The sequence below is a fragment of the Micromonospora chalcea genome, assembly GCF_002926165.1.
GTDB classification, from domain to species: domain Bacteria; phylum Actinomycetota; class Actinomycetes; order Mycobacteriales; family Micromonosporaceae; genus Micromonospora; species Micromonospora chalcea.
The window spans coordinates 63,258-77,100 of record NZ_MAGP01000100.1; the positions used below are offsets into that span (position 1 = coordinate 63,258).

A 13,843-nucleotide genomic window follows, 5' to 3' on the forward strand; every position below is an offset into this window, starting at 1 on the left:
CGCCGCGAGGGACGCCCCGCGCCTCGGCCGCGCGATATGTTGCACGCTGTGACAGGGCCTGAGATCACCGTTGCGACGCCGGAAGACCGTGGCAGCGTGGTCACGTCGCTGGTCGCGGCCTTCACCAAGGATCCGGTCCTGCGGCACCTGTTCCCCGACGAGGCGACCTATGCGCGTTATGCAGCCGCCTTCTTCGGGCACCTGTTCGACAAGCGGGTGCACAAGGAGACGATCTGGACGATCGGCCACGGCGCGTCGGTGGCGATCTGGGAGCCACCGGCATCCGGGAGCGCACCGCCGGACGACGATCTCGCCGCCCAGCTTCCCGCCGACGTGTTGAACCGCGTACGCGCCTACGACGAGGCGGTGCACGCCGCGCTGCCGGCGGCACCGTTCTGGTACCTGGGGGTGCTGGGTACGCACCCGGACCACGCCGGCCGCAGGTGGGGCCACGCCGTGATGCGGGTGGGGCTGGACCGGGCCGCCGCGGACGGCCTGCCGGCGATTCTGGAGACCAGCAACCCGGACAACGTCGAGGTGTACCGGCGCGCCGGCTGGGAGGTGGTGCACGCCTTCGCGGAGCCGCTGCCCACCTGGGTCATGCGGAATCGCCGCACCTGACCGTGCGACAGAGATCCCCACCGGCGGAGACGCCGGTGGGGATCCGCCGTTCAGACGCCGGCGGGCTGCTCCGCGGTGTCCGAGGCGCAGCAGGCGCTCTCGGTCACCTTCTCCAGCTGCGGCGAGTCGGCCTTGACCGTGTAGACCTCCCACGGCTCGTCGCCGGGGCCGCGCACCCAGACCTTGTCCTGGAGCGCGTAGCAGCACTCGGTGTCGTTCTCCTCCAGCGTGATCAGGCCGGACTCGGTGAGCCGGCTGGTCGCGGCGTTCACCTCGCCGGTGGTGGCCACCTCGACCCCGAGGTGGTCCATCACCGTCGGCAGGCCGGGCTCACCTTCGAGGAGTACGAGCTTCAGCGGCGGGTTCTCCACCGCGAAGTTGGCGTAGCCGGGGCGGCGCTTGGCCGGCTCGACGCCGAACAGCTTGCTGTAGAAGGCGACGGAGCCTTCGAGGTCGGAGACGCGCAGGGCGAGCTGGACGCGGGACATGTGAACTCCCTGTCTAGATGTTTATCGAAGCAGACTCCACCCTGCCCTCTGCTTTGAAGTCTGTCAACCTAGAGAAATGTCGAAACAAGCGCTGCCGGCGCCTCGGCGTCGGAGATCTGCGTCTGGCTCCGAGCGGCGCGGCACCTGGGCCTGGTACCGGGTACGCCCCGAGGCGTTCCGCCAACTCGGCGCGCCTGTCCCACCACACAGCGCTGTCGTGGAGCGGCGTTCCCGGTGTCCGGAAGCGGGCGCAACGGAAGCTGCGCACCGAGACATGAGCCGGTATGGTCCGGACCTATGGGACAGGAGATGGCCGATCCGGATGAGGTCCGGCAGGAATCCGACCGCTTCTCCCTCCGCAGCAACCTGTTCGTCCCGGCGTCGGCCGAGCGGGCGTACGCCGTGTTCACCGAATCGCTCGCCGACTGGTGGGTACGCGAGTACACCTGGTCCGGCCCGCAGGCGCTCGCCGCGCTCGGCATCGAACCCCGGGCCGGCGGCATGCTCTACGAGATCGGCCCGTACGGCTTCCGCAACGACTGGGGCCGCGTGCTGACCTGGGATCCGCCTAGGCGTCTGGTCTTCACCTGGCAGATCGGCCCGGACCGGGTGCCGGTGCCGGACCCGGCCGGCGCCAGCGAGGTGGAGGTCCTGTTCCACCCCGAGGGCCCGGAACTGACCCGGGTCGAGGTCGAGCACCGCTACTTCGACCGGCACGGCGCCGCGGCCGAGGGCTACCGCGAGGCGCTCACGGCCGGCTGGCACGAGTTGCTCTGCCGCTACCTGGCGACGGTCGCCCGCACCGCCTGACCCGTACCCGATGGGCCCGGTCAGCCGGTGATGCCCGGCGTCGCCGCGGCGCCGGGCACGCCGGTGCCGCCGAGGTCGGCGCGGCGGCCGGCGTCCGCGCCCGGCGCGAAACCACCGCCCGCGAGGCGCCGTCGCGGCGCGGTGCGCAACCTGGGGTACGCCTCGGCGACCCGGCGCTGGACGCGGTCGGAACGGTCGGCGAGTACCAGGGCCGTCGAGGGACCGCCCGCCTCGGCCACCGCGTTCTCCTCGGCTGCGCGCAGCCGCTGCGCGACGACGTACGCGAAGCCGGCCAGCCAGGTACGCCGGAACGCGGCCGGGTGCTCCCCGTCCGGCACGGCGGCTCCCGCCAGTCCGTGCGCGGCCTGCACCAGCAGCGACGTGAACAGCAACTCGACTCGTTCCAGGTCGCTGGCGAAGCCGAACAGGTGCATGGCGAAACCGTTGCCCTGCCGTCGGCGTACGCAGCGGCAGCGCAACGGTTCGGCGACCGCAGCCAGCAGTCCGGCCTTGTCCCGGGCGTACGGCGCGACCACCTCGACCGTCCGGTCGCCCACCGGGTCGAGGGCCGGGTCGCGTGCCGCGAGCAGCGCCCGGTCGACGCCGTAACGGGCGATCAGCTCGGTGGCCTTGGCCATGAACGCGGCCGACTCGGCGGGCGTGCAGGCCGGGTCCTCGGCCTGGGCGAGCAGCTTGCGCACCTTGCTGAGCATCGCCTCGGACATGACCCAGAGCTATCACAGCCGGCGCGCGTCGCGGCGCGGCGGGCTCAGTCGGACCGGCTGCGCAGCGTGGCGATGGTCGAGCCGGCGAGGGTGAGCAGGCAGTCGGGCAGCAGCCCGTCGGCGGCGGCCGCGCCGAACAGCGCCTCACCGGTGTCAGCGTCGTCGTTGGCGCACGCGCTGACGAAGCGGGCCACCCAGCGGGTGTCGTAGTCGGCCTGGTCGATGCCGGGGAAGTCGAGGGCGGCCCCGCCGGCCGGCGCGTCGTCGCCGAGCATGGTGGCGGCCAGGCACCATGCCACCCCGTACGCCCCGGCCAGGCCGGAGCGGTCCACCACCGCGTCGAACGTGCCCACCACCCCGGCGCCGTCGCCGGCGAGGGCGGAACGGAGCACGGCGGTCGCGTCGTCCAGCGTCTGCTGTGCTTCGTTGTTCACCCGCGGAACAGTAGCGCCGGGGGTCAAGCCGTGACCCGGAAATCGCTCGATGAACACGCAGCGTGATTCCCGCAGTCGGGGTGCCGACGGAGCCGACTCCACAGTCCCGCCTACCGCGTGGGCACGCTAAGGTGCGCAGCGGACCTTCGCCGGAGGAAGGACGACCATGCTGAGAACACGCACGTCGCGCGCGGCCCTGTCCATGGCCTGCGCGGCGCTCCTGCTCGCCACGAGCGCCTGCGGGAGCGACGAGCCGGAAGAAGCGCCCGCCACCCAGGTGCGCCTCTACGGCACCGACGGCAACATGCTCAATTCATACCCAGCCGAGCTGAAGGATCGGGCGGATCTGGTGAACGGGATGAAGGGCACCACGCCCCTCACTCCGCTGCCCGAGAGCTTCAAGGAACGACTACTCGCCGTAGACGCGAAGCTCGGTGACTTCCTCTACTCCGCCGAGTCCTACGACGCGGTCGTGATCAGCGCGCTGGCCGCCCAGCTCGCCGGCACCACCGCGCCGGGCGAGATCGCCAAGCAGATCGTCGGGGTCACCACCGGCGGCGAGCGCTGCGACGAGGTGGCGACCTGCCTCCAGCTCGCCCGCGCCGGTCAGGACATCCAGTACCGGGGCGTGTCGCTCACCCGGGCCGGGTTCACCGACAACGGCGAGCCGGCCACCGCCAGCTACGGCACCATGCACTTCGACAACCAGAAGATCGACGACAGCAAGACCGAGTTCGTCGGCGCCGGTGAGGAGTCCGGGGCGAGCAGCAAGACGCCGCCGCGCGGTCGCAAGCTGCGCGACGGGAAGGCGAAGGACGCGCCGCTGGTCCTCGGCGGCCTCCTGCCGAAGACCGGTGACCTGGCGCTGGCGTACCCGCCGTTGGCCGCCGGCGCCGCGCTCGCGCTCCGCGAGGTCAACGCCGCCGGTGGTGTGCTCGGTGAGCCGGTGAGGTGGGTCGAGGGCGACGACGGCACCAACCCGGCGGTCGCGAAGGCCACTGTCGCCTCGCACGTCCGGGAGGGCGTCCACGTCATCATCGGCGCCGGTGGTTCCGGCATCTCCCGGGCGGTGCTGCCGGACGTGGTGGCCGCCGGGCGGATCCTGTTCTCGCCGTCGAACACCGACGCGGGGCTGAGCGCGGTGGACGACAACGGCCTCTACTTCCGTACCGCCCCGCCGGACAGCCTCCAGGGTCGCGCGCTGGCCGACGTGATGCTCCGGGACGGGCCGCGCAAGATCGCGATCCTGGCCCGTAAGGACTCCTACGGCGAGGGCCTCCAGGAGAACGTCCGTTCGGAGCTGGAGAAGGCCGGCATCGGCGCGGACCGGGTCAAGCTGCTGACCTACGAGCCGCCGGAGGACCCGAAGACCCCCGTCGACTTCTCCGGCATCGCCCAGGAGATCAAGGCGTACGGGCCGGAGGCGCTGCTGCTCATCGGCTTCGCCGAGTCCGCGCCGGCGATCCCGGCCCTGGCGGACGCCGGAGTCCAGATCAGACGCTGAGAAGCGCCGACGACGAGGGCCGCACCGGGAACACCGGCGCGGCCCTCGTCGTGTTCCGGCTCAGCGCGCCTTTCGCCGGTCCAGGAACTCGGTCATCCGCCGGTGTTTCTCCTCGTCCTCGAAGAGCACCGCCTGGCTGAGCAGGTCGAGCTGCGGGTGCGCGGCCGCCGGGGCGTCCACCGCCAGCTTGGTCAGCCGCAGCGCCAGCGCGGAGCCCTTCGCCATCTCGTCGAGCAGGCCGTGCGCGGTGGGCAGCAGTTCGTCCGGTTCGGCCACCACCCGGTTCACCAGCCCGATCCGCAGCGCCTCCGCGGCGTCCACCCGCCGGCCGGTGAAGAGCAGCTCCTTGGCGCGGGCCTCACCGATCAACGCCGGCAGCCGGTAGGTCGCGCCCGCGCCGGCCAGGATGCCCAGCCGCACCTCGGGCTGACCGAAGACCGCGCGGTCCGTGCACACCCGCAGATCGCAGGCGTACGCGAGTTCGTCGCCGCCGCCCAGCGCCGGCCCGTCGATCGCGGCCACGGTGGGCATCGGGAGCGCCCGGATGCGGGCGAAGACGCCCTGGTTGATGGCGGCCAGCGCGTCCAGCCGGCCACGCTCGCGCAGCTGGGCGATGTCGGCGCCGCCGGCGAAGATGCCCGCCGTCCCGCCGGTGAGCAGCAGCAGCCGGGGGCGTGCCTCCAGGTCGGCGCAGACCGCGTGCAGCTCGGCCACCAGGTCGGCGTCGATCGCGTTGCGTTTCTCCGGCCGGTCCAGCGTCACGACCAGCCGGTCCGGCAGCTCCTCGATCCGCAGCCCGCTCATTTCTTCTGGCCGTCCTTCCAGGTGTAGAAGCCCTGCCCGGACTTCTTGCCGAGCTTCCCGGCGGCCACCATCTCGACCAGCAGCGGCGGCGGCGCGAAGCGGTCCCCGTACGCGGCCTGGAGCGTACGCGCGATGTCGAGCCGCACGTCCAGTCCGACCAGGTCGGTCAGCTCCAGCGGTCCGATCGGGTGCCGGTAGCCGAGCACCATCGCCTTGTCGATGTCGGCCGGGCTCGCCACCTCGTCGGCCACCATCCGGATCGCCTCCAGGCCGAGCGTGACGCCGAGGCGGGAGGTGGCGAAGCCGGGCATGTCGCGTACGACGACGGGGTCCTTGCCCAGCCGGGCGGCGAGCGCGACGGCCGCCTCGGTGGTCTGCGGCGCGGTGGCCGGGCCGACCACGACCTCCAGCAACGCCATCGCCCAGACCGGGTTGAAGAAGTGCAGTCCGACGAAGTCGGCCGGGCGGTCCAGCCCGGCGGCCAGTTCGGCGATCGGGATGCTGGACGTGTTGCTGCCCAGCAGCGCGGGGCGACGGCTCTCCGCCTCGCGCAGCACGGCGCGCTTCAGGTCGAGCCGCTCGGGCACCGCCTCCACGATCACGTCGGCGCCCTCGGGCACCTCGGTGAGCCCGGCCCGCAACGTGACGCGCCCGCGGTTGGCGGTGGCGGCCTCCTCGGTCAGCTTGCCGCGCTGCACGCCCCGGTCCCACAGCTCGCCGAGCCGGCGGACGGCCTCGGCGCCCCGCGCGGGGTCGACCTCGACCAGTTCGACCGCGTACCCGGCGCCGGCCGCCACGTACGCGATGCCGAGGCCCATGGTGCCGGCCCCGACGACCACAAAACGACCACTCATCGGTGTCCCCTCGCCGCGGCGGGGGCGCGCGGGGTCTCCGCCGCCGGGCCCGTCCGCTCGCTCGTTCCTGCATGCGACCCTATGCAGGGCCGGGCCGCCGGGATGAGTGGGGGCGGAGCGGACGGGGTAAGGACGGCCGTCAACGTCGAAGGAAGGAACGAGATGAGCCAGGCACCGGAGAGCGCGGAGAACACCGAGACGGTCGAGACCCGCGGCGACGAGCGGGTGGACCTGCTCCGCGCGGACACCAACAACGACGGCAAGACCGACGTGTGGGTGGTGGACACCGACGGCGACGGCAAGGCCGACCTGTTCCAGTTCGACACCGACGGTGACGGCAAGGTGGACATCACCATGGTGGACATCGACGAGGACGGCACGCCGGACGAGGTGGTCGACGGCGACGGCGGACTGCCCCCGGAGCAGACCACCCCCACCGTCCAGGTCTGAGCATGTAAGGAAGGGCCCCTTGTTAACGCCTGGGCGCTTGAAAGGGGCCCTTCCTAACGCCGCAGCTCCAGCGTGGCGAGGTAGTACGGGTGGTCGGTGTCGTCCACGTCGGCCAGTCGCCACGGCGAGCCGTGGACCAGCTCGGCGAACTCCTCGGGCGAGCAGACCAGGTAGTCGAACCACCCGGTGCCGAGCAGCCGGTAGCGCAGCCGCAGCCGCAGTTGCCCGCCGATCCGGCCCCGCTGCCGGTTGCGCTCGTGATAGGCGGTGTGCACCGGGTCGGTGGTGCCGTACGGGTCGGTACCGTGGGCGATCACCCGGGCGCCGGGGCGGGCCAGGGCGGCGAGCGCGGCCAGCATCGCGGGCGCCCGTTCCCGCCCCTCGAACAGCCCGAGGTTGTTGCCGAGCAGCAGGAACGTGTCGTAGCGCGGCCCGTCGGCGGTGTGCTCGTCGACGGTGCCGTGGACGAGGTCGCGTACGCCCCGGTGCCGGCTGACCCGCAGCGCGCCCAGCGAGGTGTCCAGGCCGGTGACGGGCACGCCGCGCTCCTGGAGTTCCAGCGCGATCCGTCCGGCGCCGACGCCGACGTCGAGCACGTGTCCGCGTACCCGGTCCACCGCCCGGTGGTCGTGCGGCTGCCACAGCTGCGGCGGGTCCAGGTAGTGCCCGGCGGGCGCGCCGTTGATCAGCCCGTCGTCCCGCTCGATGATCTCGATGACCGGCCGGGGCAGGCGTCCACCGGCCATCGGCCGGGGTCCGATCCCGGTGGCGACCGCGTACGCGTCGCGGATCATCTCGCCGAACACGTCGCCGATCTCGGGTTCCCCGGTCATGCCCGCAACGCTATCCGGGGGTCGGCGGCGCCGTGGCCGCCGTATCCTGGGCGGCGTGACCGACCTGGACCGCCTGGCGGCGGAGAAGTACGTCCTGCTCACCACGTTCCGCAAGGACGGCCGGGCGGTGGCGACACCGGTGTGGGCGGTACGCGACGGTGACTCGCTGGCGGTGTGGACGGTGTCCGACTCCGGCAAGGTGAAGCGGATCCGGCGCGACGGCCGGGTCACTGTGGCGCCGTGCGACGTGCGCGGGCGACCGCACGGCGAGGCGGTGCCGGCACACGCGACGATCGCCGATCCGGAGAGCACCCGGCGGGTGCGGGGCCTGCTCAAGCAGAAGTACCGGCTGATCGGGCGGCTGAGCCTGCTCGGCAGCCGGCTGCGCCGGGGCGAGGGGGGCACGGTGGGGCTGCGGATCGTGCTGGACGGCGCGGCCCCGGGACACGATTGAGCCCGGGCACGATTAAGGGCGGCGCCGCGACGGCACCGCCCCTGATCGGAACGCCGGAGAACGCCGGTTCGTCAGTCTCCCTGGCGCTGCTGGGGGATCTGCCCCTGCAGTAGCGCCCGAACCTCTGACTCACGGTAGCGGCGGTGGCCGCCAAGGGTCCGGATGGCGCTGAGCTTGCCAGCCTTGGCCCACCGGGTCACCGTCTTCGGGTCGACACGGAACATCGACGCCACCTCGGCCGGTGTGAGTAGCGGCTCAGGTTCGTGCGTTCGCGATGCCATCGGGGTCACTCCTCCACATGTATAGACATCGGCCGGGGTCCCGCCGGCCGACGCGTCTCCCATGGTCCGGCTAGTCCCCGATGTCCGACATGGGCCGAACGGCTGAAGGTCCCTAGACGGACGGATGAAGCATGCCCGATTTTTACGACTTTTATGCCGCAGAAACTACCTTATTAGGACTCATGATCACGGTTCGTGACGCATCAACTACGAGACACTCTCGTGTCCAAGACCACTTATCGGGGTAAACCGGGCGTCAGTTGCAGCGCTCCAACAGCTGCACCGCGCGCCAGCGGGCGACCAGCTTGTCGTACGCGGCGGACGCCTCCTCGGCCTCGCCCCGGCCCAGTCCGGACAGTCCGGTGGCCACTAGATCGGTCGAGTCGTCGGCTTCGAGCGTCTCGTCCGGCAGCAGTTGCACCAGGCCGCCGTAGTCCAGCTCGACCACCGAGCGCGGGTGGAACTCCTCCAGCCACCGGGCCGCCTCCTCGACCGCCTCGGTGATCGGCGCCTCGCCGATCGACTTGCGCAGCACCGACAGCGCCCGCGACGCGCGGCGGCGCGCCTTGGAGATCTCGGTGCGGTAGCGCAGCGCGCGCCGCTCCGGCTCGGTGACCAGGTGCCGCTCGCCCGCCTCGAACAGCACGAACCAGCGCAGCGGCACGCCCCAGGTGGCGATCTGCTCGTGCACCCGGGGCACGCCGTGCTCCAGCACCCGGGCGCCGCTGCGCCAGTCCTCCACCACGGCCTTGGCCTGCCCGGCGAGCACCGGCGGCACGAACGCGTCGGCCAGCACCGAGGGCACGCCGTCGCGGGCGCTCAGCGCCGCCTCGGCGACCCGGATGCGCAGGTTCCAGGGGCAGACCAGCAACGAGTCGTCCGACTCCAGGACGTACGCCTCGTCGGGCAGGTCGGGCAGCCGGGTCCAGCCCGCGCCCAGCGCCTCGATCACGGCGGTCCGTTGTCGTACCGGCCCTTCCAGCGGGGCGATCGCCCGGCCCTCGCTGACGTACCGGCGCCAGTAGGACTGCCGGTCCCGGTCGAAGGCGGTCAGCGGCTCGTACACGCGCAGGTATGAAGCGAAGAGCGACGGCACGGCGCGATCCTCCCACGAGACGGGACCGCCCGTCGCCGCCCGTGAGCCCGTGGCGTGACGTGCGCGACAGTACGGTTCGGGCCGATATTAGGCTCAGAGACACCGGCAGCATCCCGCCGGCGTGCCACCAGGTTCCGCTCCCCACAAGGGCGCTCACCGACACAGGAGTCAGCCATGGGCGTATTCGCCAGCACCGACGACCCCGTTTCCACGGGGCATGAGCAGGTCGTGTTCTGCCAGGACAAGCAGTCCGGCCTGAAGGCGATCATCGGGATCTACTCCACCGCGCTGGGCCCCGCGCTCGGCGGGACCCGGTTCTACCCGTACGCCACGGAGGCCGACGCCCTCGCCGACGTGCTCGACCTCTCCCGCGGCATGGCCTACAAGAACGCGCTGGCGAACCTCGACCTCGGTGGCGGCAAGGCGGTCATCTGGGGCGACCCCGAGCAGATCAAGAACGAGGCGCTGCTGCGCGCGTACGGCCGCTTCGTCGAGTCGCTCAACGGCCGCTACTACACCGCCTGTGACGTCGGCACGTACGTCGCGGACATGGACGTGATCGCGCGCGAGACCCGGTACGTCACCGGCCGCAGCGTGGAGCACGGCGGCGCGGGCGACTCCTCGATCCTCACCGCGTGGGGCGTGTTCCAGGGCATGCGGGCCGCCGCCGAGCACGTCTGGGGCAGCCCGACGCTGGCCGGCCGCCGGGTCGGCGTGGCCGGGCTGGGCAAGGTCGGCAAGTACCTGACCGCCCACCTGCTCGACGACGGCGCCGAGGTCGTGGCGACCGACGTGAACCCGCGCGCCCTGGAGTGGGCGCGCACCACCCACCCGCAGGTCACCCTGGTCGACGACACCGCGGCGCTGGTCGCCTCCGACATCGACGTGTACGCCCCGTGCGCGCTCGGCGGCGCGCTGAACGACGAGACCGTGCCGGTGCTGCGGGCGAAGGTCGTCACCGGAGCGGCGAACAACCAGCTCGCCCACTCGGGCATCGAGAAGGTGCTCGCCGACCGGGGCATCCTCTACACCCCGGACTACGTGGTGAACGCGGGCGGCGTGATCCAGGTGGCCGACGAGATCGAGGGCTTCAACTTCGAGCGCGCCAAGCTGCGCGCCACCCGGATCTTCGACACCACCCGGCAGATCCTCCAGCTCGCCGACGACGAGGGCGTACCCCCGGCGGTGGCCGCGGACCGGCTCGCCGAGCGGCGGATGGCCGAGGTCGGCCGGCTGCGCGCGATCCATCTGCGGTGAAGCTCACCTCCGGGGGCGGAGCGGCGACTCCACCCCCGGAGGCCGTGCGCGTTAAGCTGAGCCTCGGGCCCGTTCGTACCCATTTGTCCGCTGTCACGGCCAGCCCCGGACCTTACCCCTTACCCGGTACACTTGGTGACGGCTGGACCACTGCGACGCGCAGGTCCGGTCGACGGTGACCCGAGGTGCCGAACGATGGCATCCCCATGTACCGTAAGAGCCACGAGAGATGCCTGACGTCATCGGGGCCCGCCTTCGGGCTGCCCCGCATTCTGTGCGAGGGGGTCGAGCCATGGGGCGCGGCCGTGCTAAGGCCAAGCAGACGAAGGTGGCGCGGGAGTTGAAGTATCACTCCCCGAACACCGACCTAACCGCCTTGCAGCGCGAACTGGCGGGTAGTGGGAAGTCTGAGCACAACTTCGACGACGACTACAAAGAGTATGTCGACGACGATGACGAGGACCACGCGGACGACGACCCGGACACCTGGGCTCGTCCGACCCGCTGACCTCCGGTCACATCTGAGCACGCGGTAACCCCCGCGTGCTCACGCATGTGCTCTGCTGAGCCGGCGTACGACCGACGATCAGGGACCTGCCGTGCCGGGGTGCCGCCCCGACTCGCCGGCAGGTCCCTGATCGCGGAACCGAGCCCTCAGCGCGGCCGGTTGTTCCAGTTGTAGAACGTCGGGATGTTCTCGAAGTGGTTCCAGGCGCAGACCGCGTTGGCGCCGTCGCCGCCCGACACCTCCGCCCGCAGCAGCCGCGCCGCCTCCGCCTCACGGAGCAGAGCGGTAAGCCCCGCAGCGGCGTCCCGCACCCGGTCGGCCACTGCCCCCCGGTCGGTGTCACTGATGGTCTCGGGCATGCTCCAACACTCCCTCCAGTAGGCGGATCTTGCTGTTCCGGCAGTGCTCGGTCTCCGTACCGTCGAAACGCCCCAGCTCGAAGTAGCGGTTGGCGGCGTGCCCACCCCCACAGAAGCCGAAGTACGCGCAGGACGTCCGGCACGCCTCCACGCCGGTGAGGAACTCGCCCACCCAGGGCGTGCCGGCCGCGTCGGCGAGGATCTCGCCCAGCGGGGTGGTGAGCACGTTCCCGCTGGTGAAGTCGCCGTAGTGCGGGTCCGTGAAGCCGGCCAGCTCCGGCGAGAGCACCACCACCGAACCGTCGTGCCCGACCGTCGGGATCGGGTCGAGGCGGCGGGGCAGCAGGGCGTCGGCGGTGCCGGCCAGCACCGCGCCCGCGTACCGCAGCGACCACTCCACCTCGCGCAGGTGAATCCGGGGATCGCGGCGCCACGCCGCCACCAGCTCCGCCCAGAACCCGGTGACCGCGCCCGCGTCCCGGGCGTTCGTCCGGGTGTTGACGCCCTCGGTCTCTTCGATGTTGACGCCGAGCACGTCGCAGCCCAGGTCGAGGAAGTAGTCGTACAGCTCGGTCGCCAGGCCCGGCTCCGGCCGGGACACCACAGCCAGCGCCGAGAACGGCACGCCGTGGCGGCGCAGCGCCGCCACCCCGGCCACAATCCGGTCGTACGCGGGCCGCCCGCCCCGGGTGACCCGCTCGGCGTTGCGGGCCCGTGGCCCGTCCACGCTGACGCTGACCCGCACCCGGTGCTCGGCGAAGAACGCGCACCAGGCGTCGTCGATCAGCGTGGCGTTCGTCTGCACGTGGTGCTCGACGTCCGGCCCGAACGGCGCCAGCAGCGCGGCCAGATGCTCCCGGCCGGCCGCGAGCGGCTCGCCGCCGTGCCAGACCACGGAGAAGCGACCACCCGTCGCCCACGGGTTCACCGACGCCGCCACCGCCTCGGCGACGGCCACCGGCATCCGCCGATCGGCCGCCCGAAGCGGCAGGTAGCAGTAGGCGCAGTCGAGGTTGCACAGGGTGGTCGGCTGCATCACCACGTACGACGGGACGGCGGCGATACCCCGCATCCCTTCGGGCGCACGTGCGGCCATCAGCACCTCCCCCGCCTGCCTGAAAACCGAACCTCCAGGCTAGGCCGCGGCGACCGCTCGGGTGAACCCCCGATCAGGTGCCCGGCCGATCGGCGCAGGGTGATCAGCCCCGGGTGTGCTGCCCGACCATCTGCACGTTGCCGGACCCCTCGATGATCTCGCCCGCCTGCCAGGCGTCCACGCCCCGGCCGGTCAGGGTGGCCAGCGCGCGGTCGGCGTCCTCGGCGGAGACGATCGCGAACATGCCGACGCCCATGTTGAACGTCGCCTCCATCTCCGGGTCCTCGATCCGGCCCTTGGTCTGGATCAGATCGAAGATCGGCTGCGGCTTCCAGGTGGAACGGTTGACCACGGCGTCGACGTGCTCCGGCAGCACCCGGACCAGGTTGCCGGGGATGCCGCCGCCGGTGACGTGGGCCAGCGCCCGCACCTCGGCCTCGGCGATCAGCTTGAGGCAGTCCTGCGCGTAGATCTTGGTCGGGGTGAGCAGCTCCTCGCCGAGCGTCCGCTGGCGGCCGAAGTCGTCGATCACCACGTCCAGCCGCATCCGGCCGGCGCCCAGCAGCACGTGCCGGACCAGGGAGTAGCCGTTGGAGTGCAGGCCGGAGGAGCGCATGGCGATCACCACGTCACCCACCTCCACCCGCTCCGGGGTGAGGATCTCGCTCTCCTCCACCACGCCGACGCCGGTGGCGGAGATGTCGTACTCGTCGGGGCGCAGCACGCCCGGGTGCTCGGCGGTCTCGCCACCCAGCAGCGCGCAGCCGGCGTACCGGCAGCCGTCCGCGATGCCCGCGCCGATCTCGGCGACCTTGTCCGGCACGACCTCGCCGGTGGCGATGTAGTCGAGCAGGAACAGCGGCTCGGCGCCGCAGGCGACCAGGTCGTCGACGACCATGGCGACCAGGTCGATGCCGACCGTGTCGTGGATGTCGAGCTGCTGCGCGATCACCAGCTTGGTGCCGACGCCGTCGGTCGAGGAGGCCAGGATCGGATTCTTGTACTTCTTCGTGTCCAGCCGGAACAGGCCGGCGAAGCCGCCCAGGTCACCCAGGACCTCCGGGCGCCGGGTCTCCTTGACCTTGGACTTGAGCAGCTCGACCGCGCGGTCGCCCGCCTCGATCGACACCCCGGCGTCGGCGTACGAGACCGAGCGTTTGCGCTGCGTCCGGCCGGACCCCGCCGACCAGGGCTGGCGGTCGCCGCCGGCGCCCGTCGGGCTGGATCCTGCGCCGCTGCGCTCGGACACGTGCGTCACGGTTCTCCCCT

Annotated in this window: 18 protein-coding genes; 7 read left to right on the forward strand and 11 right to left on the reverse strand. The window is 71.9% G+C overall.

The window, feature by feature from the left end; genetic code table 11:
* The first annotated feature begins 36 nt into the window (after positions 1 to 36).
* Positions 37 to 621 carry a GNAT family N-acetyltransferase gene (locus tag BAW75_RS11080; RefSeq protein ID WP_104113517.1) on the forward strand — a complete coding sequence of 195 codons (585 nt, stop codon included), beginning with the start codon at positions 37 to 39 and terminating at the stop codon, positions 619 to 621.
* 50 nt (positions 622 to 671) lie between these two features.
* Here the strand turns inward: BAW75_RS11080 and BAW75_RS11085 are convergent, their stop codons facing one another.
* Positions 672 to 1,109, reverse strand: a complete 438-nt coding sequence (locus BAW75_RS11085; protein ID WP_043327526.1) for an ArsI/CadI family heavy metal resistance metalloenzyme — start codon at positions 1,107 to 1,109, stop codon at positions 672 to 674.
* Positions 1,110 to 1,406: 297 nt separating this feature from the next.
* On the opposite strand from BAW75_RS11085, the gene BAW75_RS11090 reads away from it, so the two are divergent.
* Positions 1,407 to 1,919, forward strand: coding sequence for an SRPBCC family protein (locus tag BAW75_RS11090; RefSeq protein ID WP_167435555.1), 513 nt, complete (start codon positions 1,407 to 1,409; stop codon positions 1,917 to 1,919).
* Between the two features lie 20 nt (positions 1,920 to 1,939).
* Here the strand turns inward: BAW75_RS11090 and BAW75_RS11095 are convergent, their stop codons facing one another.
* Positions 1,940 to 2,644, reverse strand: coding sequence for a DUF2786 domain-containing protein (locus BAW75_RS11095; RefSeq protein WP_104113519.1), 705 nt, complete (start codon positions 2,642 to 2,644; stop codon positions 1,940 to 1,942).
* Between the two features lie 44 nt (positions 2,645 to 2,688).
* Positions 2,689 to 3,078: a hypothetical protein gene (locus BAW75_RS11100; protein ID WP_104113520.1), complete on the reverse strand. Its 390-nt coding sequence runs from the start codon at positions 3,076 to 3,078 to the stop codon at positions 2,689 to 2,691.
* 166 nt (positions 3,079 to 3,244) lie between these two features.
* Between BAW75_RS11100 and BAW75_RS11105 the strand changes: the two genes are divergently transcribed.
* Positions 3,245 to 4,582 carry an ABC transporter substrate-binding protein gene (locus tag BAW75_RS11105; RefSeq protein ID WP_043327530.1) on the forward strand — a complete coding sequence of 446 codons (1,338 nt, stop codon included), beginning with the start codon at positions 3,245 to 3,247 and terminating at the stop codon, positions 4,580 to 4,582.
* Positions 4,583 to 4,642: 60 nt separating this feature from the next.
* Here the strand turns inward: BAW75_RS11105 and BAW75_RS11110 are convergent, their stop codons facing one another.
* Both BAW75_RS11110 and BAW75_RS11115 read right to left on the reverse strand, forming a co-directional pair.
* Entirely contained in the window at positions 4,643 to 5,386 is a 744-nt protein-coding gene (locus BAW75_RS11110; protein ID WP_104113521.1) for an enoyl-CoA hydratase/isomerase family protein, read from the reverse strand.
* Positions 5,383 to 6,240, reverse strand: a complete 858-nt coding sequence (locus BAW75_RS11115; protein WP_043327532.1) for a 3-hydroxyacyl-CoA dehydrogenase family protein — start codon at positions 6,238 to 6,240, stop codon at positions 5,383 to 5,385. Before BAW75_RS11115 ends, BAW75_RS11110 begins: the two co-directional genes overlap by 4 nt.
* A gap of 162 nt (positions 6,241 to 6,402) precedes the next feature.
* On the opposite strand from BAW75_RS11115, the gene BAW75_RS11120 reads away from it, so the two are divergent.
* Positions 6,403 to 6,690: a hypothetical protein gene (locus BAW75_RS11120; protein WP_043327533.1), complete on the forward strand. Its 288-nt coding sequence runs from the start codon at positions 6,403 to 6,405 to the stop codon at positions 6,688 to 6,690.
* 53 nt (positions 6,691 to 6,743) lie between these two features.
* On the opposite strand, the gene BAW75_RS11125 is transcribed toward BAW75_RS11120, so the two are convergent.
* Positions 6,744 to 7,523, reverse strand: a complete 780-nt coding sequence (locus tag BAW75_RS11125; RefSeq protein ID WP_104113522.1) for a class I SAM-dependent methyltransferase — start codon at positions 7,521 to 7,523, stop codon at positions 6,744 to 6,746.
* A 55-nt stretch (positions 7,524 to 7,578) separates the two neighbouring features.
* On the opposite strand from BAW75_RS11125, the gene BAW75_RS11130 reads away from it, so the two are divergent.
* Positions 7,579 to 7,977: a PPOX class F420-dependent oxidoreductase gene (locus BAW75_RS11130; RefSeq protein ID WP_064448338.1), complete on the forward strand. Its 399-nt coding sequence runs from the start codon at positions 7,579 to 7,581 to the stop codon at positions 7,975 to 7,977.
* Between the two features lie 71 nt (positions 7,978 to 8,048).
* Here BAW75_RS11130 and BAW75_RS11135 read toward each other — a convergent pair whose 3' ends face one another.
* Positions 8,049 to 8,258: a BldC family transcriptional regulator gene (locus tag BAW75_RS11135; protein ID WP_007073996.1), complete on the reverse strand. Its 210-nt coding sequence runs from the start codon at positions 8,256 to 8,258 to the stop codon at positions 8,049 to 8,051.
* A 256-nt stretch (positions 8,259 to 8,514) separates the two neighbouring features.
* Entirely contained in the window at positions 8,515 to 9,354 is an 840-nt protein-coding gene (locus tag BAW75_RS11140) for a DUF8083 family protein (RefSeq protein WP_030500602.1), read from the reverse strand.
* Positions 9,355 to 9,528: 174 nt separating this feature from the next.
* On the opposite strand from BAW75_RS11140, the gene BAW75_RS11145 reads away from it, so the two are divergent.
* Positions 9,529 to 10,611: a Glu/Leu/Phe/Val family dehydrogenase gene (locus BAW75_RS11145; protein WP_104113523.1), complete on the forward strand. Its 1,083-nt coding sequence runs from the start codon at positions 9,529 to 9,531 to the stop codon at positions 10,609 to 10,611.
* A 292-nt stretch (positions 10,612 to 10,903) separates the two neighbouring features.
* The gene (locus BAW75_RS11150; RefSeq protein WP_013283429.1) at positions 10,904 to 11,119 is read left to right on the forward strand and encodes a DUF3073 domain-containing protein; all 216 of its coding nucleotides are present in this window, start codon (positions 10,904 to 10,906) and stop codon (positions 11,117 to 11,119) included.
* A gap of 146 nt (positions 11,120 to 11,265) precedes the next feature.
* On the opposite strand, the gene amcA is transcribed toward BAW75_RS11150, so the two are convergent.
* The 3 genes from amcA to purM form a co-directional block, all read right to left on the reverse strand.
* The gene (gene amcA / locus BAW75_RS11155) at positions 11,266 to 11,478 is read right to left on the reverse strand and encodes a multiple cyclophane-containing RiPP AmcA (RefSeq protein ID WP_030500600.1); all 213 of its coding nucleotides are present in this window, start codon (positions 11,476 to 11,478) and stop codon (positions 11,266 to 11,268) included.
* Positions 11,459 to 12,550 carry a cyclophane-forming radical SAM peptide maturase AmcB gene (amcB, locus tag BAW75_RS11160; RefSeq protein WP_208635231.1) on the reverse strand — a complete coding sequence of 364 codons (1,092 nt, stop codon included), beginning with the start codon at positions 12,548 to 12,550 and terminating at the stop codon, positions 11,459 to 11,461. Before amcB ends, amcA begins: the two co-directional genes overlap by 20 nt.
* 127 nt (positions 12,551 to 12,677) lie before the next feature.
* Complete coding sequence (gene purM, locus BAW75_RS11165) at positions 12,678 to 13,832, reverse strand: phosphoribosylformylglycinamidine cyclo-ligase (protein ID WP_043327537.1); 1,155 nt, start codon at positions 13,830 to 13,832, stop codon at positions 12,678 to 12,680.
* Positions 13,833 to 13,843 lie beyond the last annotated feature (11 nt).

Bases quoted from the DNA above. Each gene is read 5' to 3' on its own strand.
- BAW75_RS11150 (WP_013283429.1), top strand. From the start codon at position 10,904: ATGGGGCGCGGCCGTGCTAAGGCCAAGCAGACGAAGGTGGCGCGGGAG.
- BAW75_RS11105 (WP_043327530.1), top strand. From the start codon at position 3,245: ATGCTGAGAACACGCACGTCGCGCGCGGCCCTGTCCATGGCCTGCGCG.
- BAW75_RS11090 (WP_167435555.1), top strand. From the start codon at position 1,407: ATGGGACAGGAGATGGCCGATCCGGATGAGGTCCGGCAGGAATCCGAC.
- BAW75_RS11125 (WP_104113522.1), bottom strand. From the start codon at position 7,523: ATGACCGGGGAACCCGAGATCGGCGACGTGTTCGGCGAGATGATCCGC.
- BAW75_RS11095 (WP_104113519.1), bottom strand. From the start codon at position 2,644: ATGTCCGAGGCGATGCTCAGCAAGGTGCGCAAGCTGCTCGCCCAGGCC.
- amcA (WP_030500600.1), bottom strand. From the start codon at position 11,478: ATGCCCGAGACCATCAGTGACACCGACCGGGGGGCAGTGGCCGACCGG.
- BAW75_RS11110 (WP_104113521.1), bottom strand. From the start codon at position 5,386: ATGAGCGGGCTGCGGATCGAGGAGCTGCCGGACCGGCTGGTCGTGACG.
- BAW75_RS11135 (WP_007073996.1), bottom strand. From the start codon at position 8,258: ATGGCATCGCGAACGCACGAACCTGAGCCGCTACTCACACCGGCCGAG.
- BAW75_RS11145 (WP_104113523.1), top strand. From the start codon at position 9,529: ATGGGCGTATTCGCCAGCACCGACGACCCCGTTTCCACGGGGCATGAG.
- amcB (WP_208635231.1), bottom strand. From the start codon at position 12,550: ATGCGGGGTATCGCCGCCGTCCCGTCGTACGTGGTGATGCAGCCGACC.
- BAW75_RS11080 (WP_104113517.1), top strand. From the start codon at position 37: ATGTTGCACGCTGTGACAGGGCCTGAGATCACCGTTGCGACGCCGGAA.
- BAW75_RS11115 (WP_043327532.1), bottom strand. From the start codon at position 6,240: ATGAGTGGTCGTTTTGTGGTCGTCGGGGCCGGCACCATGGGCCTCGGC.
- BAW75_RS11085 (WP_043327526.1), bottom strand. From the start codon at position 1,109: ATGTCCCGCGTCCAGCTCGCCCTGCGCGTCTCCGACCTCGAAGGCTCC.
- BAW75_RS11120 (WP_043327533.1), top strand. From the start codon at position 6,403: ATGAGCCAGGCACCGGAGAGCGCGGAGAACACCGAGACGGTCGAGACC.